General features: G+C 42.6%; 19 protein-coding genes. 9 read left to right on the top strand and 10 right to left on the bottom strand.

Going from position 1 to position 18,634, the window contains the following annotated elements:
* The first annotated feature begins 340 nt into the window (after positions 1 to 340).
* Complete coding sequence (gene mtnP / locus ACZW67_RS01985) at positions 341 to 1,240, top strand: S-methyl-5'-thioadenosine phosphorylase (RefSeq protein WP_465181956.1); 900 nt, start codon at positions 341 to 343, stop codon at positions 1,238 to 1,240.
* A 161-nt stretch (positions 1,241 to 1,401) separates the two neighbouring features.
* Here mtnP and ACZW67_RS01990 read toward each other — a convergent pair whose 3' ends face one another.
* From ACZW67_RS01990 to ACZW67_RS02015, 6 genes are all read right to left on the bottom strand, one after another.
* Positions 1,402 to 2,445 (bottom strand): methyltransferase domain-containing protein, encoded by a 1,044-nt coding sequence (locus tag ACZW67_RS01990; RefSeq protein WP_465181957.1) that lies wholly within the window; start codon positions 2,443 to 2,445, stop codon positions 1,402 to 1,404.
* 130 nt (positions 2,446 to 2,575) lie between these two features.
* Entirely contained in the window at positions 2,576 to 3,250 is a 675-nt protein-coding gene (locus ACZW67_RS01995) for a TIGR04282 family arsenosugar biosynthesis glycosyltransferase (RefSeq protein ID WP_465181958.1), read from the bottom strand.
* Positions 3,251 to 3,379: 129 nt separating this feature from the next.
* Positions 3,380 to 4,120, bottom strand: coding sequence for a TIGR04283 family arsenosugar biosynthesis glycosyltransferase (locus tag ACZW67_RS02000; RefSeq protein ID WP_465181959.1), 741 nt, complete (start codon positions 4,118 to 4,120; stop codon positions 3,380 to 3,382).
* A gap of 61 nt (positions 4,121 to 4,181) precedes the next feature.
* On the bottom strand, positions 4,182 to 5,003 hold the full coding sequence (locus ACZW67_RS02005; protein ID WP_465181960.1) for a DUF547 domain-containing protein: 822 nt from the start codon (positions 5,001 to 5,003) through the stop codon (positions 4,182 to 4,184).
* Positions 5,004 to 5,131: 128 nt separating this feature from the next.
* Positions 5,132 to 6,127: an arsenosugar biosynthesis radical SAM (seleno)protein ArsS gene (gene arsS / locus ACZW67_RS02010; RefSeq protein ID WP_465181961.1), complete on the bottom strand. Its 996-nt coding sequence runs from the start codon at positions 6,125 to 6,127 to the stop codon at positions 5,132 to 5,134.
* A 241-nt stretch (positions 6,128 to 6,368) separates the two neighbouring features.
* Positions 6,369 to 6,524, bottom strand: a complete 156-nt coding sequence (locus tag ACZW67_RS02015; protein ID WP_352258508.1) for a hypothetical protein — start codon at positions 6,522 to 6,524, stop codon at positions 6,369 to 6,371.
* Between the two features lie 661 nt (positions 6,525 to 7,185).
* On the opposite strand from ACZW67_RS02015, the gene ACZW67_RS02020 reads away from it, so the two are divergent.
* The 6 genes from ACZW67_RS02020 (at position 7,186) to ACZW67_RS02045 (ending at position 12,785) form a co-directional block, all read left to right on the top strand.
* Positions 7,186 to 8,130 (top strand): alpha/beta fold hydrolase, encoded by a 945-nt coding sequence (locus ACZW67_RS02020; RefSeq protein ID WP_201590338.1) that lies wholly within the window; start codon positions 7,186 to 7,188, stop codon positions 8,128 to 8,130.
* 153 nt (positions 8,131 to 8,283) lie between these two features.
* Positions 8,284 to 9,105 (top strand): 2,3,4,5-tetrahydropyridine-2,6-dicarboxylate N-succinyltransferase, encoded by an 822-nt coding sequence (dapD, locus tag ACZW67_RS02025; RefSeq protein WP_110922464.1) that lies wholly within the window; start codon positions 8,284 to 8,286, stop codon positions 9,103 to 9,105.
* 241 nt (positions 9,106 to 9,346) lie between these two features.
* Positions 9,347 to 10,093, top strand: a complete 747-nt coding sequence (locus tag ACZW67_RS02030) for a radical SAM protein (protein WP_465181962.1) — start codon at positions 9,347 to 9,349, stop codon at positions 10,091 to 10,093.
* A gap of 56 nt (positions 10,094 to 10,149) precedes the next feature.
* The gene (locus tag ACZW67_RS02035; RefSeq protein ID WP_465181963.1) at positions 10,150 to 11,283 is read left to right on the top strand and encodes a multidrug resistance efflux transporter family protein; all 1,134 of its coding nucleotides are present in this window, start codon (positions 10,150 to 10,152) and stop codon (positions 11,281 to 11,283) included.
* Between the two features lie 105 nt (positions 11,284 to 11,388).
* A complete protein-coding gene (locus tag ACZW67_RS02040; protein ID WP_197216437.1) occupies positions 11,389 to 12,024 on the top strand; it encodes a trimeric intracellular cation channel family protein in 636 nt (211 codons plus the stop codon).
* A 95-nt stretch (positions 12,025 to 12,119) separates the two neighbouring features.
* Positions 12,120 to 12,785: a trimeric intracellular cation channel family protein gene (locus ACZW67_RS02045; protein WP_110922460.1), complete on the top strand. Its 666-nt coding sequence runs from the start codon at positions 12,120 to 12,122 to the stop codon at positions 12,783 to 12,785.
* 29 nt (positions 12,786 to 12,814) lie between these two features.
* On the opposite strand, the gene recJ is transcribed toward ACZW67_RS02045, so the two are convergent.
* Complete coding sequence (recJ, locus tag ACZW67_RS02050) at positions 12,815 to 14,626, bottom strand: single-stranded-DNA-specific exonuclease RecJ (RefSeq protein ID WP_465181964.1); 1,812 nt, start codon at positions 14,624 to 14,626, stop codon at positions 12,815 to 12,817.
* Between the two features lie 342 nt (positions 14,627 to 14,968).
* Here recJ and ACZW67_RS02055 point away from each other — a divergent pair, with 342 nt between their 5' ends.
* Positions 14,969 to 15,484 carry a hypothetical protein gene (locus ACZW67_RS02055; RefSeq protein WP_110922458.1) on the top strand — a complete coding sequence of 172 codons (516 nt, stop codon included), beginning with the start codon at positions 14,969 to 14,971 and terminating at the stop codon, positions 15,482 to 15,484.
* 101 nt (positions 15,485 to 15,585) lie between these two features.
* On the opposite strand, the gene ACZW67_RS02060 is transcribed toward ACZW67_RS02055, so the two are convergent.
* Positions 15,586 to 15,900, bottom strand: a complete 315-nt coding sequence (locus tag ACZW67_RS02060) for a hypothetical protein (protein ID WP_465181965.1) — start codon at positions 15,898 to 15,900, stop codon at positions 15,586 to 15,588.
* Between the two features lie 381 nt (positions 15,901 to 16,281).
* On the opposite strand from ACZW67_RS02060, the gene ACZW67_RS02065 reads away from it, so the two are divergent.
* On the top strand, positions 16,282 to 16,674 hold the full coding sequence (locus ACZW67_RS02065; RefSeq protein WP_465181966.1) for a hypothetical protein: 393 nt from the start codon (positions 16,282 to 16,284) through the stop codon (positions 16,672 to 16,674).
* Positions 16,675 to 16,801: 127 nt separating this feature from the next.
* Here ACZW67_RS02065 and ACZW67_RS02070 read toward each other — a convergent pair whose 3' ends face one another.
* The gene (locus ACZW67_RS02070) at positions 16,802 to 17,185 is read right to left on the bottom strand and encodes a hypothetical protein (protein ID WP_465181967.1); all 384 of its coding nucleotides are present in this window, start codon (positions 17,183 to 17,185) and stop codon (positions 16,802 to 16,804) included.
* Between the two features lie 174 nt (positions 17,186 to 17,359).
* Positions 17,360 to 18,412, bottom strand: coding sequence for a pyridoxal phosphate-dependent aminotransferase (locus ACZW67_RS02075; protein WP_465181968.1), 1,053 nt, complete (start codon positions 18,410 to 18,412; stop codon positions 17,360 to 17,362).
* Positions 18,413 to 18,634: the final 222 nt, after the last annotated feature.

Below are 18,634 nucleotides of genomic sequence, written 5' to 3' on the forward strand. Positions count from 1 at the left end.
GCTGGCGTTTTATTATCAAATCTGAATATATACACAGTTTCTCTATGTAAAACTAAGTTTCGATCATCAACTATCCAAGCAAGATTTAAGGGTATTACAAACCTTTATCAAAACCAGATATGGATGACACATACTGCCTATTTGAGGCAGCACCTACTTCAATTGTGACAATATCTTGTTGTGGGTAACACATAGAATTTGACCCAGTACTTATTTTCGATTGCTTTCTATTACTACTCAATTTCTGCTATATTTTGTCTAATCTATCTCTTAGGTTTATGAACATTACACTGCACTAGTCTGCACCATTGTCTTTTATTAACACATTCGGACAGCCCTTATGACAATACCTAACACAGAAACACTGACAACGTTATCTGCTGATATCGCTATCATTGGCGGCAGTGGTCTCTATCAAATGTCATCATTGATCAACAAACGCAGCGTGACGATACAGACGCCTTACGGTAATACATCTGATAATATTGTCTTGGGCGAGCTAGAGGGAGTGACGGTCGCTTTTTTGACACGGCATGGTCAAGGTCATAGACTGACGCCGTCTGAAGTGCCTTATCGTGCCAATATTTATGCGTTAAAAACGCTTGGGGTGCGCTACATCGTGTCCTTGTCAGCAGTAGGCTCTCTACGAGAATCACTTAAGCCACTAGATATGGTCATTCCAGATCAAATGATTGATATGACCAAGCAGCGAGTAAGTACGTTCTTCGGCGCGGGCGCAGTCGCTCATGTATCGATGGCCGACCCACTTTGCCCTGCCCTAGCAGACATCCTAACACGTGCTTATGACCACGCAGATGTTATAGAAGGAGCCTGTCATTCAAAGGCGACCTATATCTGTATCGAAGGACCACAGTTCTCAACTCGTGCGGAGTCAGAGTGGTATCGTCAGATGCAGGCGGATATCATCGGTATGACTAATATGCCAGAAGCCAAATTGGCACGTGAAGCCAGTATTGCTTATGCTACCTTGGCACTGGTGACAGATTTTGATTGTTGGCATCCGACTGAAGAAGCCGTCAGTGCAGACTATGCGATAAAAAATCTCATGAAAAATGCAGACAATGCCCAAAAAGTGATTAAGGAAGCAGTCGCTTTGATTGCTGCTGAATCACCTGACTCAATTGCACATAATGCGCTTGCTCAGGCACTGGTGACATCAGTAGATACGATGGATGACGCAACCAAAACTCGATTGGCGTCATTACTTCCTAAAAATTAATAGACATGTCGATAAATAAGTACTTAACCGAAAATCAATCGGTTAAATACTCAAACGCTATTTCTATAGCGTCTGCCAATATACAAACATCAACAACGAATGACTCATAAAAAAGGCCATTAAGTAAATTAATGGCCTTTGCTAATGTCAATCTCTTATTTTTAACAACAACCGCCCAATCCAGAGGTTGACATCACAGACTGGTTAAATGGCATCAGCTCACCGCAGCCGGCAAAAATACCATAGTGACGACTGTCATCACCGATGAACTCAAAATGCGGTGCAAAGCGAGATTCTTTTAGCATCCTAAACGTATTGCCACAGACTGGGAATACGCGACCGGCTTCGATAGCATGATGTTTATCAAGATCAAAACGATGCGGTGACTGAGAAATAGATCCTTTGTATATAACCGCTTGACCATGATCTTCGCAAGCATCTTCGAGCGCTGCAATCTTAAACAAACGATAAGTGGCAGAGAAAAACTGGATATCGCCAATTTTTGCCGCCAAGGCAGGATCAGTAATCTCAAGTGGGCGATCCTCGACCAAACGTACGTCTAAAAATCCTGCGTCTCGTGACAAACGGGTAAAGTCTTTCCAGTACAATGCACCGCTCAAGCATTCACCATACAAGACTGGATCATTGATCAGATGTTGCGGAATACGGCGGTCAGCATACACATCAGAAAAATAAAACTCGCCGCCAGGCTTAAGTAAGCGCTGCACACTGGCCATGACGGCCGCTTTGTCTGGTGAGAGATTGATCACGCAGTTTGAGACAATAATATCGAAGCTACCATCTGCAAGATTGAGCTCATCTAGCTTTTCGATATAGCCATGCAAAAAAGTCACATTGTCATAACCAAACTTGTCGATGTGATATTGCTGATGCTCTTTGGCGACCGCTAGCTGCTCATCGGTCATATCGACGCCGACCACATGCCCACTCTCGCCTACCAATTGCGCTAATGCATAGACATCTCGGCCTGAGCCACTGCCCAAGTCCAAAATTCGGCAACCCTCAAGCAGCGCAGGACACACCAGACCGCAGCCATAATAACGACTCAGTACTTCATCGTGGATATTGGCCAGTAATGGCTTGAGCCACTCCGGCATATTGCTCACATCACAACACGCTGAGGTTTTTAGATCGGCAGTGCCTTGTAACTCTTTACCATAGTAATTTTGCACAACATCATGCATAACAATGTCCTTATTGAGAGTAAAACCTGGTTAAAATCTTAGTAAACATCATAAAAGTAAAGCGATACGGTATAAATACATCCATGACAAGCGGGTACTGACCGTCATCTAGTGGTTCATATGATCATAACTATAGAGCAAACTTAGGCCAATCTAATGGTAGATGTGCTAAGTCCTCAGGCTCATCAATGTCATGTAACGGTGCTAGCAATGCCAATGCCCAGCCCAAATCGGCCAGACGCTGCTGCGTTACAGCGGCTACGCTAGCTGTACTCCAAATGATATCTGAAAACAGACTGCCATCCACCTGCTTCAACCCGAGTAGCACATAGCCACCATCTGACGCTGGAATCATAACCGCATCATAGTTATCGAGCTGCTGTACCGCAGTTTGAATACGCTCTGCCGTCAGACTGGGACAGTCAGAGCCTATCAATACGATTTTTTGGTGTTTTTTCAGCGCATCTTGACTTGCTGTGATTAAACGCGTGCCCAAGTCGCCATCCGCTTGAGTCGACCATTGCAATGAGTCAGGCAAATTAAGGGTTTGCCAGCAAGGGTCTGTCGCTGCTGGACTGACACATAACTCAACGGCAAAACTAGTAGCGACCGCTTGCTCCACACTATGCAACAGCAATTGTCTTGCCATACGGGCAGCACCCTCTACGCCTAGAGCTGGCTGCAAGCGAGTTTTTGCCATATCACGCGCCGGATATTTGGCAAACAATATGACACAGGTGTCTAGGTGTTGTGCTTGTATATCAGTTATCGTGCGGGTTGTATGAGGGCTTGAATGCTCAGTCATGCTAGGGTGCATCCTTAATCTAAGGGGTATTAATGTTTATATAGCTGATTCGGTTTAAAAGAGACTCAAAGCAACCGAGTGCAAATGTATAGCTTGCTCTCGGCTTCCTTATATCGAAGTCATTTGGACTCAACGATAGTAGCGCTGCCTTAATATTTCAGGGGATACGCCGCGCCAATAATCAAAGCGCAAATGCCACATCAAAAAAATCGTGCGCCACGTGCCGTGTTGCTGCCAACGCCGCGCTGAGGTTGTCACTTTACTTTTTAGACAAGCAGGCGGTGCAATGCTTTTTAGGCGAATGCACAGCTCGACGTCTTCCATAAGCGGCTGATCAGCATAACCATTCACTCGCTCAAACAAAGACCTTTTGATAAAAATGGCTTGATCACCTGTTGCGATACTCACTAGGCGTGAGCGTTTATTGATCATTGCACCCACTACTTTTAATAACGGATCACGGCTGCCTAAGCGCACATCAAAACGCCCCCAGTCAAACCGTGTCATTGCCTGCTGAATGTTATCTATCGCATCAACTGGTAACTCGGTATCAGCATGTAAAAATAGCAAAACATCCTCTGTCGCCTGCTTTGCACCAGCATTCATCTGCCGAGCACGTCCTGCTAAGGATTCAATCAACTGCCAATCTATAGCACTCTGTGCCACACTGGATAAATCGTTTAATAAACGTCTAGCGATGCCAACAGAATCATCCACCGAGCCACCATCCACCACTATCACTTGTGATGGCGGTGGATGTAGAGCGTTAATATGAGCAATGAGCTGCGGCATATTGTCCGCTTCATTGAGCAATGGAATGATGATGGACGTGTTCAGTAGAGCCACCTTTATAATGAAACAAGCGACCATTAACTACAGCTATCATGGTCTATGACAAATTCTAATAATAGATGATGGATGCTTTCTTACATTACTTTTTATTTAAGTTCCAATTGTAATCGGTATAACTGATTTTTATTTTACCTTGCTTCAAGTCAGCGGTTTGGGATTTGCTTAATCCCAATGATGAAGAGTAACGACCCAAAAATCCTTCCAAATCGTTTGTACTACGCCAATTGGTTGCAAAATCTTCTTTATACCATTTGAAGATTGGCGATACACTCAAGGTGCTGCCCTTTAGACGATTGCGGCTACTGTCTGCCAAAAATTTCGAGGTCGCTTGCTCTAATTGCCCGTCCAAACCTTTGCCAGTGAAAGCATCATCTTGTAATGCAGGGCAGCCAATACTGGCACAGTTAACCGCGAAGTGAATGCGCGGATCATTGTAGCGCTTAGAGCCACGGATCAAGGTGTGCTCGATCTCATCTAGTGAACGGGTCTTACCCAATAATGGAATAAATTTTTGCTTCCATGGCGAGCCGAATGTCCCACCAATGTCTTTGATAGATTTGATATTAGGATATTTAGTCAATACCAAATCGACAGTACCCGCATTGTAGACATTGATTAAAAATGCCAACTGCTCGTTTTTGTTCCAACGATTAAACTCAGACTGAGACACCTTACTCGTGGCATCCAAATAGCTTGTGAGCTTGCTACTATCTGCTTTCATGCCAGCATAGTTGACGACCGAAGCTTTACCGCCGTTGGTCATGGTGACATGCTTGTTAAGCAAACTATCCCAGCTTTGATGGTTAAAATCAGCATAAGCGGCAACACTGGATAATAGAATTGCTGTCACAATCACGGGCTGTACCACTAGGTTTTTGACTAAAAAGTTAGATACTGACATAAGATTGGCTCCATTTGAATCGATGATGTTTTGCTATTTAATTTTTGTCTGCTTCAATAGTATTTACTGACAAAAAAATTTTATTTATTTTTGTTGAGTTTCAACGTGTGATAATTTGAGATGAATTATTAAATAATCGTATCTTCTGCTGGGTGATCTATCTCCTCTTCCTCTAACGCGCCACCGCAGCTACTGCCCTGTCCTGCGGTGCAGCCATAACAATGATCAGCAATAGCAATGTCATCACCAGAAGGGTTTTGGGTCAACAGATCGTTTAGATGTCGACGCGATTTATTGGGTACGGGTATCTCTAACTGTTGATTAAAATCACAGTCAAATAGTTCGCCCAGCCAATTGACGCTAATGGTTGAGCGGCACATAACCCCAGCTAAATTGGCAGTGATATAGTTGTCTTTGAGCAGTGTCATATAGGGGTGAAATTGATCTTTGGCCAATAGCACTGCCCCAAAACGCTGGATCGGCATATTAGTCAGTGCAAAAAGTTGATTAAACTCTATATCGAAATGCTCTTTTAGCTCCCGCTTATAGTCGGCTTCAAGCTGCTGCTGATTGGGTGGCAGCGTCGCACCTTGTGGATTGAAGACCAAATTCAGTGTCAGGCTTGAATCAGGCTTGCCATAGCCCAAGCTGTTAAGCTTTTGCAATCCCAATATACTGTCATCAAATGCACCTTTGCCACGCTGTTTATCTACATTTTCTAGTGAATAGCATGGCAATGAGGCCACCACTTCTACCTGATTGTCTGCTAAAAACTGCGCCATGTCCTCATAACCCTCTTCCATGAGAATGGTCAAATTGCAGCGATCTATTACTGTGACGCCGAGTGCACGAGCTGCTTTTACTAAATACTTAAAGTCCTCATGCATCTCAGGCGCACCGCCCGTCAGATCAAGCGTGTCAATATTCTGCGCTTGTAGCACCTTAGGTATCAGCTCAACCAATTCTCGTGACATCATCTCAGTTCGATAAGGACTGGCGGCCACATGGCAATGCACGCACGACATATTGCACAAGTACCCCATGTTGACCTGTAATATGGTTAATGTTTGACGTTTAATAGCAGGAAAGTCCGTATGCTCAAGCAATTCGATAGTCGATTTCATAGTGGTACAAAATCCTTTTAGTTGTACAGCTAAAGAAAATAATAACGTGAACATAAAAAAGCAATGCCGATACGTAAACAATTGCTTTTATGACTATTTCATATTCATACTACCTCATTTATAAATTCCTAACTTTGTCTTTTTTCTAATGAATGGTAGCTTATTATGAATAAGCGCTCACAACTCACCATGTTGATTACACATCCATATATAGATGACATACTGTGCTTTTAAATAAACATTACATGTCATAGGACTTTACAAATCGTCTATCAATTTTTTGTTTGAGATACCATACCCAACATCCTTGTAGACTGACCCATCCATTATCTATCGTTTCTAAATCAGTCGATGATGTCCATACCGAGCCAACCAAGTAACATCCCAATGTGGGCATAACCTGCTCCTGCTAGTAGTAATATTTTTTAGACAGGTTCGTCATAGGCTACTTCGTATCAGTCAGTGGTATAGTCAGTTCAATATAAAAAGAACCTCCGATAATTTTTGAATGGTAAGCATGGCTTAAGTTATTAGCATGGCTTTGACATTCTGTTTAAAAATAACATGGAAATGCAACGGGTTTGAGAATGGTCTGTTGTAAACGTGCGATGACAACATCAATGGCTTAAACCATGCACATTAAACAGTGGTACTTGATTATTCAGTCTCGATAATATTTATGATGTTAAAGCAAGCATGTTACCTACTAGCACCTGCTTACCCTTAGCTGTCCAGTTGATTCAGTTTATAAGAGAGTCAAGGCAGCCGATTGCAGATGTAACTGTGATACTTCAGGCGAGGTTAACGCTGTCGCTCTTTTATAGAGGATCGACTGTACCATTAAAAATAATCTGTCTGTGTGGGTCACTTAACCTAGTAAAAGCAGGTAAAATGTATCCACGTTCAATAAAACAAACCCGTTAAAGCCCTATAATTATTTGATTTTTTGGCATATCATTTATAGTCACTATTGGCATGCTTCAGATACACTGTCTCTTTATTTATCAGATTTTATTCATCAAAATTACAAATAATGAAAACCCGTCAAGGAATACTACATGAGTACCAGTAACGACCATATTCTCTCCTCCGACAATACTCACTATTTGCACCATGAGTTTTTTGAACCCAGTAATAAAGATGTCGATATCAGTGCCACTTTATTGATTGTACATGGCATGGCGGAACACAGTGGCCGCTATAGCGACTTTGCACAGTTTTTGGCAGATCATGGCATCGCGGTGGCAACTTATGATCATTTGGGTCATGGGAAAACGGTGAAAACAGAAGCAGATTTAGGGTTTTTTGGAGATGAGCATCCAGTGCAATCATTGTTGAAAGACGTGATTATCATGGCCGATACCTTAAAAAATCGCCATCCTGACGTGCCGCATTTTGTCTTAGGTCATTCAATGGGTTCGTTCATTATTCGCAACGTCCTCAAGCATCATGCAGGTACCTTTGCTGGTGCTATTTTAATGGGCACAGCCGACGCCAACCCATTGACTAAAGTGCTACTGCCCGTCAATAAAATATTGGCAAAAGTCGCCTCAAGAAAACAAAACCCTGTGTTTGCGAAGGTGATGAATAAAGTTCTTAATAGCAAGCTTGAAGATCGCATCTCTTCATCAGAATTTGCATGGTTAACTGAAGACCCTGCCGCCATCGAAATCTACGAAGCAGATCCATTGACGGGCTTTGACTTTACCAATAACGGCTTTATGACGCTGTTTTCTCTAATGGAAACAGGCTTGAATAAAAACTGGGCGACAACCATCGCTAAAAACTTCCCGATGCTATTTATCAGTGGTGAAGATGACCCCATTGGAGATATGGGTCACGGTATCCGAAAAATCGTTACTCGCTTAAATAAGAAAAATTTTAGTAACGTAGATATTCAACTCTACCCTAATATGCGCCATGAGCCACTACACGAAAAAGATCATGAAATCGTCTATCAAGATATCTTGGAGTGGATTGAGAGTAATACGTCGGATAATTAAGCTTAATGCCGAGGTTCACCGTGAACTCGTTTGCTAAAAGTTGTTAAATTAGCGACAATACGGCAAGTAAAATCTTAGTCCAAAACTAAGCAAACATTTAACTATAAGTACGATTTATTTTTTAATTACCTTTAACTAACGTTAGGATTTTTTATGTCATTACAACAAACCATCGAACAAGCTTTTGAAAACCGTAACGAATATAGCCCAAGCACTATGCCACAAGACGTACGTGATGCTGTCGAGCAAGTGCTTGAGCAACTAGATAACGGTAGCCTACGTGTTGCAGAAAAGAAAGACGGTGAATGGATCGTCAACCAATGGGCAAAAAAGGCGGTACTACTGTCTTTCCGCTTAAACGATAACTACGTTCAGGCAGCTGGTGAGCATGTGCAGTTTTATGACAAAGTGCCGACTAAATTTGCTGATTGGACAGAAGCGCAGTTTAAAGAAGCTGGCGTACGTGTGGTACCACCAGCCGTAGCTCGTAAAGGCTCGTTCATCGCAGCTGGTGCTGTATTGATGCCATCATATGTCAACATCGGTGCTTATGTCGATCAAGGCGCTATGGTAGATACGTGGGCGACAGTTGGTTCATGTGCCCAAATCGGTAAAAACGTGCATTTATCAGGCGGCGTTGGCATCGGCGGTGTATTAGAACCATTACAAGCCAACCCTACCATCATCGAAGACAACTGCTTCATCGGTGCACGCTCTGAAATCGTTGAAGGCGTAATCGTTGAAGAAGGTTCTGTCATCTCTATGGGTGTGTTCATCGGTCAATCTACCCGCATCTATGATCGCGAAACTGGCGAGATTCATCGTGGCCGTGTACCAGCTGGCTCAGTTGTCGTACCAGGTAGCTTACCGTCAGAAGATGGTACTCACAGCTTGTATGCTGCTATCATCGTGAAAAAAGTAGATGCGCAAACTCGTGCAAAAACATCAGTCAATGAGCTATTACGCTTAGCCTAGTATTTCTGATACTTATAGTCTCGTACCCAAACAGTACGGACAGCGACAGATCATCTTTATTAAAGACGCTGAAGAAAACTTCAGCGTCTTTTTTGCAGCTTAATAGAGGGTGGTGCGTTATAATCCTTTTCTTTAGTTTGGCTTTATCCAAACGCAAAATCCCCATATCAGAACCCGCCTTTTTATTACGATTGATAGATGCCTAATCGCCTTATCAATCTTTAACTGTATTTGACATATTATGAGTGAATCACTATTACGCACCGCCGCCATCCCTGTCACTGATCCTGAAGCAGGGTTACGTCTGACAGAGATTTTTTATTCCTTGCAAGGCGAAGCCATCACCTCAGGCTTGCCAACGATATTTGTGCGCCTAACCGGCTGTCCACTGCGCTGTGTGTATTGCGATACCGAATATGCATTTACAGGTGGCGAGCGTCAGTCATTAGAAACTATCATCGAGACCATCAAAGGCTATCCATGCAAGCGCATCTGCTTGACTGGTGGAGAGCCATTAGCGCAGCCGAATGCCATCGAGCTGATGAAACGGTTGCTCAGTGATGGCTATGAGATATCGCTTGAGACTGCAGGGGCACTCACGGTAGAGAATGTACCGTCAGCTGTCAGCAAAGTGATGGATCTTAAAACACCAAGCTCAGGCGAAGTCGATAAAAATCTATGGTCTAACCTCGACTATCTCACTCAGCACGATCAAATAAAATTCGTCATCATGAATCGTACCGATTACGACTGGGCAAAAGCTATGTTAACCAAGCATAAGCTACACGAGTTAGTCGGTACAGTATGGTTTTCTCCGATGTTCAACGTCGCAGATGACATCAGTGAAGATACTAGTAAAAACTTGCCTAGTCCTGAAGTACCCGTACTAGCACGTGAGCTTGCAGAGTGGATGTTGGTGGATGCGCTACCCGTACGCTTTCAGTTGCAACTGCACAAAATCATTTGGGCTGATGCCAAGGGCAAATAACAATCCTCTATATGGACATTTAATATAAGTAACAAGCCAAGGATACAGGCGTAGGTATGGTCAAACTCATTTTATTGGGCTTGTTGGCAGGTGCATTTTTTAGCACCACGTTTATTTTAAACGAGCTGATGAGTACAGCTGGTGGTCATTGGTTTTGGTCAGCCAGTCTACGCTATGTCTTTATGTGGTTGATTCTCACTGCCATTATCGTCATGCAGCACGGCTTTGGACGTATTAGAAAGCTGGCGACCATTTTCCGTCAACACTGGGGCTTTTGGTGTGTGACGGGCAGTGTTGGTTTCGGACTATTCTATACTGGCATATGCTACGCGGCAGATCATGTCTCAGGTTGGGTAGTTGCAGCAACCTTTATGTTTACGGTAGTGGCAAGTCTGCTAGTATTGCTAGCATTTGGACAGCGTTTTGATAAAAAATTCATTGCGTATGCGTTGCTGGTTTTTATCGGTGTTGTATTAGTCAATGTGAGCGAAGGATTACACGCAGCTGAGGTGGCCGATGTAAATGCTATACCAATGGCCGACATGCTGCTTTATGGTGCTCTGCCTGCATTAATTGCTGCCTTTAGTTACCCTATTGGTAATCAGCTAGTTTGGCAAGTGTCTTATAATGCCAAAAATCACAATACTAAACTGCCCCTCACCGCTCAAAATACTAACCAGATATTAGACTCTGAGCGCCCCTTTCTGTCTGCAATTGATGCTCACTATGCAGCTGATACTACTAATATCACCCATACGACAGATACTGTCTCAGCTCACTCACCACCCTCTTTACTACCACGCTTAATTGCAAAAATCCCCGCTATTGAAACTTCACTCTTGAAAAACGCATTTAATAAAGTATGGTTAATGACTGTCGGGAGTTTGCCATTCTGGCTGGTTTTAGGCATGATAGTTCGCCCTGAATTACCAAGCATGTCGCAGATTTTCAATACTCTACTCGTGGCTTTATTGGCGGGGGTTGCGGCAACGACTATATTTCTGTATGCGCGCGAGCAAGCCGTTACTTCAAGCGAAGTCGCTGGTGTAGATTCCACACAGGCCAGCGAGGTGATATTTGCATTGATTGGTGGTATGTTATTACTCAATAGCAGCCTGCCATCGTCGATGGGATTGATAGGTATCGGGCTGATTATAATAGGCCTTATCCTATTTGCGAAGGATGGTTAAATCACCATCTAAAACCATACTAACTATATACTCATCATTGATATAAACACCTTCAAAACCAGCCCAAGCTATCTATTTTGACGGTCACTACTTGATAATATAATTATGTCTCATAGTTTAGTTTTTCCTGATATTTTGTTGTATTTATTAGATATGGTTGGCGTGATTGCTTGCGCGATAGCAGGCACGTTGCTTGCTCAACATAAAGGCTTCGATATTTCTGGCTGTATCTTAGTGGCGATGGTCAATGCGATTGGCGGTGGTACATTGCGTGATATGGCGCTAGACCGTCACCCGCTGTTTTGGATGACTGACCTCAATTATGTGATTGTCATCACCGTGACATCCCTCATTTTACAAATATTCTTTCATCTATATCATAAGATTGATAAGGCATTAAAGCTGTTCGATGCCATTGGGCTGGCTGCCTTTAGCGTGATTGGTTTCAAAATCGCGTTGACACAAGATATGTCGCCTATTATTGCTATTATGATGGGTGTATGGACGGCCATGATTGGCGGTATGCTCCGTGATATTATCTGTAATGAGATTCCCTTAGTGCTGCAGCGTGAGATTTATATCACGGCTAGCATTGCAGGCTCTGTGGCTTATTTGATTTTGCAACAATTCGGCGTGTCCTCTGGTATTAATGAGTTTATCATGCTGTTTATCATCTTTGCAGTACGTATGTTGGCGCTTAAGTTTGATTGGCACTTGCCTTCTATCCGCTTAGTCGCCTAGCTGCTTAGTCGCTTGGCCACTTAAAGTAAGAGTGGCTATAGATTTAGCACTCATCATATCGATTTATCATCATCAGAAACTAGTGAGACTTGCTCATGTTGGCCATCTCTGTGGATCCTAAAGCACTAATTACTACGTTTGATCCACGCTCGCTGATATTTGTGTTTGATATGATCGGCATCATCGCTTGCAGCGTTTCAGGCACGATACTGGCCAAGCACAAGAACTTTGATGTCTTTGGCTGCTTATTGGTATCAATCGTGACTGCCATTGGCGGCGGTACGGTCCGTGATGTGATTTTGGATCGTCATCCATTATTTTGGATGGTAGACATGAGCTACTTGACGGTTATTACGATATCGTCACTCGTGATGCAGATATTTTTTCATCCCAACTCTAGACGCGTTGATAAGTTTCTCAAACTCTCAGATACCATTGGACTGGCAGCGTTTACCTTAATCGGTATCAAGGTTGCCGATAGCATGGGCACGAATGTACCCGTGGCATTGTTACTTGGGGTTATTACCATTATCGTCGGCGGTATCATCCGCGATATGATCTGCAATGAGATTCCACTGGTACTACAGCAAGAGATTTATATTACTGCAGCCCTGACTGGCGGTATCCTTTACTTTGTCTTACGCAATTTAGGCGTGACAGATTGGATTACTGATATCGCCACCATGAGTACGATTTTTACCTTACGCATGATGGCAATACGCTACGATTGGCAATTTCCAACACTGGAATGGAAGTATTAAGACGCAATGCTTTCGATAGGCTCATTGTTTTAGGTTTTTTCGACCAGTGCCAAGTCTTTGACCATCAGCTGTAGGCTTTGTTTGCCATTCCATTCGTTGATGTCTAGCTGAAATAATAAATGTACTTGTTCGGCACGGTAATCCCATACATCGCTATCGAAATTAAAGTAAATCGCTTCAATTGGATATTGCACATCCGGATAGCGCAACGACAGTTTTAGATGCTTGTCTTTTAAAACCTTAAAACTTAGCACTTCGAATATTCCATCAAATATCGGTGGTGCAAAGCCATGACCCCAAATACTAGCATCCGCTAAGTGCTCAGCAAACCATAAGCTAAAGTCACTCGCCTGCAATGCCCCATCTGTGAATTTCTGCTCAGCGAAAACGTCATCATTCATCTCTGCCATGACTTCATCAAAAGCTGTCACAAACCCATCAAAGTTGCCACGCTTAATCGTTAAACCTGCTGCCATCGCATGACCACCAAAGTGAGTAATCAACTCAGGATAACGCTCAGCTACTTGCTCAATCGCATCACGAACATGCACGCCAGCGATAGACCGTGCGGAGCCCTTTATAGCGTCCTCGTCACCTGTCCGAGCCGTATCTGCTGGCGCGAAGACAATGGTAGGCAAATAATTACTTTCTTTTAATCGTCCCGCAACAATACCAATCACGCCTTGATGCCAATCGTCTTGATATAGCACAATGCTTCTTTTAGCACCATTAACAGCTTTCTTCTCAGGCTTACTTTGGATGATGACATCACTGGCTGCATCTATATCGTTATCTGTCTCCACTGCCAAAGCTTCCACAATATTATCTGCTTGCGTCCGCATCTCACCTTCTACCTGACGACGGGTACGGTTCAACTGCTCAAGCTCTTGCGCCAATCTCTGTGCCGTACTCCAGTCTTCCGTTAATAAGCACTCAATACCGATGCGCATATTGTCCATACGCCCAGCTGCATTGATACGTGGGCCTAGAACAAAACCAAAGTCCTGTGCATGCAACTGCTTAGGGTCACGGCCTGCCTGCTCAAGTAACGCTAAGATACCTAGGCAACAGCGACCCTGACGAATAGCATTCAACCCATGATGTACTAAGATACGATTATTTTTGTCTAACACTCCAACATCAGCAATCGTGCCAAGCGCCACCAAATCCAAATATTGACTGACTTGTACGGTGGACTTGCCAGCCTCTCGGCGCAGCTTGGCTAAGCGTCCCAGCACATAGAATGCCACGCCCACCCCAACCAGCGCCTTACTGGTAAAGTCACAACCAAGCTGATTGGGATTGACCACAGCTTCAGCAGGTGGCGTCTGTTTGGTCGTCAGATGATGGTCAGTGATAATGACAGTGATGCCATCGGCCTGTGCACGAGCCACACCCTCATGACTTGATATACCATTATCCACCGTCACTATCATATCGGGTCGATAAGTCTCTATACCCAACTCGACAATCTCTGGCGTCAGACCATAGCCGTATTTAAAGCGATCAGGTACTAAAAAATCAACGACTGCGCCCATCTTTGTGAGCGCGCGCATCATCAGTGCGGTACTGGTTGCGCCATCACAGTCAAAGTCGCCCACAATCAGGATACGTTGACCATCATCAATGGCAATATCTAACAAGCGCACTGCCTCAGTAACGCCATGTAGCATCTCTGCAGGCAGTAGACCTGATAGTCCTGTCTCAAGCTCATCGGGCTCAGTGATACCTCGACCAGCATATAGGTGGGCAAGCGTTAATGATTGAGCAGCAAGTGGCTGCAGCGCGGTGGGCAACTCGTCGATGCGAGTGCTAGTATAACGGGGGGTTAAATTTAGCATGGGTGTATTCTACTGGCTTTAGCAAAAGGTCACAATGGTCATTTCGAGCGGAACGGTTTATCATTTCTCTTGTTATTGCATTACTATCAATCCTATTTAAGCAGCTATATATTACAGGTCATTCTTAGACTATATTTATACTTTATAAGACAGCCAGTTTACAAAAACGGTGCATAGTGACTGTATTTTTATGCATTTTGCTACAAAGCAATGATTGTATGCCTCTTATAAATCCATAAAATAGATAGCAACTGAGATACTTGTTATTCATTAAAACTATAATTCGATATTTTAGAGTGCTTTGTTTTAATTACTTACTTCAATTACTTATAAGGAACCTTTATGAAAACCACACCAAACGCTGAAAAACTACCAAATACGATAGATCCTAGCTTAGACCTCGAACAAACAAAAAAAGAATGTCAAAAGCTGGTCAAAAAACGCGCTAAGTACTCTGCTGGTGTTGCCATCGTTCCTGTGCCTTTCTTTGATGTCGCTGTGGATGCTGGCATGCTTACCCAGCTATTGCCTGATATCAGTGAGCGCTTTGGTTTAATTGAAGATCGTCAGTCAGCTGTTGATTTAGAGTCACGAGCCGTTCATTGGGGCGCTTTAAAAGACCGTACTGTTGATTTCGCAGGTCTAATGGCGACACGTGGTATCGTGAAAAAGACAGTACAAGGCTTCGGTGGTCGTATCGCTGCCAAGCAAGTGACAAAATTTATTCCATTGGGTGGTCAAATGGTTGCAGCAACCATGGGTTATATGATTTTCAAAAAAATTGCTAATGACCATATCAATGAATGCTACAAATTAGCTAAAGAGATTCAGCAAAAGCAGCATGGCAAGAATGTATAAAATTAATCATTAAGTAGTATCAAAAACCAGCTTAGACTATTTGTCTTTGCTGGTTTTTTTATGTCAACTTAGCAGCGCATATATGCGTTTGATTTCGCTATTTAATAACAGCCTTTTTCATAATATATCTCCAACTCAGAATAATCTATATCGCTAACTATAATGATGTTATCAGCATATGGACGATACTTTCTAAGCATTATTTGTGCTGTTGGTTGCTTACCTAAGTAAATTACATTACCTTCAAGCCGAATATAGTTATCAAAACTAAATGCATCTCCCATGACTTTTGATCCAGAGCTTTTCCAATGACATTGCTGTATATGATGGTCAGACATTACATATATGCTTCTTATAAAAAACAGGCTAGGTATCAAAGCAATTAAGACACATAAGATAAGTAACTTACGATTCATATGAGATTTTACCTCTAGTTAAAATCTATTTAGATCAGTATTTTTTACTATATTCCAAAATCAAATTTGTCGTCGGTAGTTTACTAATGATTACTGGATATATTGGTTACAAAGTCTACGCTTATTACCATCCTTATGCGTGGCTGGATTAACATAAAAAGTGGCTTGATTTTCCTTAAGTAAGCATTGATAGTGTTATTAACGTATTTTGCTGATAATATACGACTTGCTAAAGAGAAGACTAATTCCGACTAGCAAACATTAAGTCGTGTTGAACATTCGCAGATAGATACTGTCAGTGATATTGCTGAATAGTCAACACTCCCTAATTCATATCAAACATTAATCTTGAAAAATCATAAAACCTTAAAGGAAAACTCTGTGAAAAAACTTCTAGCTTCGACCGCTATGCTTGCCACTCTTGCTCTAGCTGGCTGTACATCAACAGGTACTAGCACGACTACGGGCGCTGGCACAGCCATGACGACTGCAAGTAGTATTGGTATGAATATATTTACATCAGCCATTGATACGCAATGCCGCAGCGAAATCGAAAAACAAAATGCATGGCGCGTTGCTAGTGTTGCGATGACTGATGCGCAGCAAGAAACTGTTAAAACCAACGTCTGTGGCTGCGTCAGTGAGCAAGCCCCTCAACAAGTAACCATGATTGAATTGGGTAATGCAGCAATAGACTCAAGCTATCGCACTGAATTGGTTGCTAACGTGGTCGCTAAATCACTACAAAGCTGCTATACCAGTCTCGTTAAATAAATCATTTATTAACGATATGTAGACGAATAAAAAAGGGCTAGGTTATCATCAATAACCTAGCCCTTTTCTTATCAATGTTATAAATCATAATAACAATTGAATGATCAAAATCAGTTAAAGCCAGTACCTAGTATTTATCAGCCTCTGTAATAACGGCATCACTGCCTCCTAATGCAGGCGTAAGAGGCAAGACTTTACTGCGACGGAAATACTTAGAATGACTGTCTATAATATCAGTTACGTTACCTACGACATCGTCGATGACATCATCATAAATTCCATGATGTAGCTCAGTCGCAAAAGAAGTAAAAGGATGCTTTCGAGCCGCGGCTCTGACATCAGTAATTCCTGCCTTAGTATAAAAAATATTGACACTACCATCGCTATTTAGCACACAGGTCAATTCCCCTTCCTCAACCGTCATCTCTATTAGCTCAGGCTTAAATATATAGTCATCTACATCTAGTAACTGTTTTTCTATGCCCTTTTTAAATAATGCTTTAACGTCCATTATAATTATGTCCTTGTTATTCGATATTTTTTGATCTTGATAAGTCAAAAACAGCTATACACTGTGTTTGCTTATCCTATTAGAAGGACGGATGTTTGTTAAGGGGTAATGTGTAAAACTGCGTTTAAGGTTGGTAAAAACTAGATGTAAACTAACCGCTTAACCCAATGAAAATCACACCCAACCTTTCTCACGAAATGATTTGAGTACCTCGACGAATACTGCCATTTCATCAGGTCTGCCAAGCGTCAAGCGATTGAAACCAGTAATAGGCGCAAACTCACGACCGACGGCAATGCCATGCTCGCGCATTCTATCGATATAGGTCTGTACGTCACCTTTTATTTCATGGAATATAAAGCTGGCCTGCGATGGTAAGTAACGCAGACCAAGCTCATCTAATGTCTGCTCGACTAGCTGACGGGACTGGTTGGCAGTTTGCAAGCTCAATGCCAAAAACTTCTCATCATCTAATGTCGCTAACGCTGCCACAGCACCAGATAAGTTGGTATTATCAATTGATATAAATGACTCTAGTTTAGCAACCATTTTAGGGCTAGCGACTGCATAACCGACACGCATGCCCGCGAGCGCACACAGTTTCGAAAATGTCCGCACCACGACGATATTGTCTGAGTATTGCTTCTTTATCCAAGTAACACCACTTTCAAAGCTTGAGTCAGTGACGTATTCCGAATAGGCCTCATCCAATAAGAAGTAATGATGGTCTGGTGCCGCCACTACCCAATCTTTCAGCTTATCGGTTGCGGTAATCGTCGCAGTAGGATTATTAGGATTGCAGAGATAAAACAAGCTTATTCCGTCAAAGTCATCAGCCACTTTTTGTATTTTTTGTAAATCAAGAGAATAGCTTTCAGGCGTTAACGGAACTTTTACCACAGGCACATTAATAGAAGTCGCATATAATTCAGCATAGGCAAACGTTGGATGCGGTACGACTATTTGAAAGTTTTTGCCTTCCCTAAAGGCTTTGTTTTTCAGCATCTGTACAACCGTACGGATGTTTTCGCTAGAGCCGCAGCCTAGAGAGATTTGGTTTTCCGTAACGCCGTTTATATCAGCAATTCGGCTGATAAGGGCAGCACGTTGTTCGTCCGGATAACGAAACCCGAAGTTTAAAGAATCGATAACGGCTTGCTTGGCAGAGTTTGCCATACCTAGTGAGTTTTCGTTAGAGTTTAATTCTATTAAATTATTGGTAAGCACAATATAAATACGCCTAGTTAATACTCATACCAAATATTGAATTCGCAGTGTCAGTATTAGACTCGCAAAGTCTATTAGACAAAATGCTTGCGACTGAAAGTTCTTACGACTGTTAGTCACTGCTCTCATTATTTGGAATGATATGATTTATGGATGGAAAGACTCACTTGCATAAGTGCTGATATGGTAAGTGGCATCGATTATTATTACAAGGATTCTGAT

It is taken from the genome of Psychrobacter sp. TPE 89C, assembly GCF_055522395.1.

Excerpts from the sequence above, each read along its gene's own strand:
- ACZW67_RS02005 (WP_465181960.1), bottom strand. The coding sequence starts at position 5,003 with ATGTCAGTATCTAACTTTTTAGTCAAAAACCTAGTGGTACAGCCCGTG.
- ACZW67_RS02015 (WP_352258508.1), bottom strand. The coding sequence starts at position 6,524 with ATGCCCACATTGGGATGTTACTTGGTTGGCTCGGTATGGACATCATCG.
- ACZW67_RS02055 (WP_110922458.1), top strand. The coding sequence starts at position 14,969 with ATGAAAACCACACCAAACGCTGAAAAACTACCAAATACGATAGATCCT.
- ACZW67_RS02020 (WP_201590338.1), top strand. The coding sequence starts at position 7,186 with ATGAGTACCAGTAACGACCATATTCTCTCCTCCGACAATACTCACTAT.
- ACZW67_RS01990 (WP_465181957.1), bottom strand. The coding sequence starts at position 2,445 with ATGCATGATGTTGTGCAAAATTACTATGGTAAAGAGTTACAAGGCACT.
- dapD (WP_110922464.1), top strand. The coding sequence starts at position 8,284 with ATGTCATTACAACAAACCATCGAACAAGCTTTTGAAAACCGTAACGAA.
- ACZW67_RS02040 (WP_197216437.1), top strand. The coding sequence starts at position 11,389 with ATGTCTCATAGTTTAGTTTTTCCTGATATTTTGTTGTATTTATTAGAT.
- ACZW67_RS01995 (WP_465181958.1), bottom strand. The coding sequence starts at position 3,250 with ATGACTGAGCATTCAAGCCCTCATACAACCCGCACGATAACTGATATA.
- ACZW67_RS02030 (WP_465181962.1), top strand. The coding sequence starts at position 9,347 with ATGAGTGAATCACTATTACGCACCGCCGCCATCCCTGTCACTGATCCT.
- ACZW67_RS02070 (WP_465181967.1), bottom strand. The coding sequence starts at position 17,185 with ATGGACGTTAAAGCATTATTTAAAAAGGGCATAGAAAAACAGTTACTA.
- ACZW67_RS02060 (WP_465181965.1), bottom strand. The coding sequence starts at position 15,900 with ATGAATCGTAAGTTACTTATCTTATGTGTCTTAATTGCTTTGATACCT.
- arsS (WP_465181961.1), bottom strand. The coding sequence starts at position 6,127 with ATGAAATCGACTATCGAATTGCTTGAGCATACGGACTTTCCTGCTATT.
- ACZW67_RS02035 (WP_465181963.1), top strand. The coding sequence starts at position 10,150 with ATGGTCAAACTCATTTTATTGGGCTTGTTGGCAGGTGCATTTTTTAGC.
- recJ (WP_465181964.1), bottom strand. The coding sequence starts at position 14,626 with ATGCTAAATTTAACCCCCCGTTATACTAGCACTCGCATCGACGAGTTG.
- ACZW67_RS02045 (WP_110922460.1), top strand. The coding sequence starts at position 12,120 with ATGTTGGCCATCTCTGTGGATCCTAAAGCACTAATTACTACGTTTGAT.
- mtnP (WP_465181956.1), top strand. The coding sequence starts at position 341 with ATGACAATACCTAACACAGAAACACTGACAACGTTATCTGCTGATATC.
- ACZW67_RS02000 (WP_465181959.1), bottom strand. The coding sequence starts at position 4,120 with ATGGTCGCTTGTTTCATTATAAAGGTGGCTCTACTGAACACGTCCATC.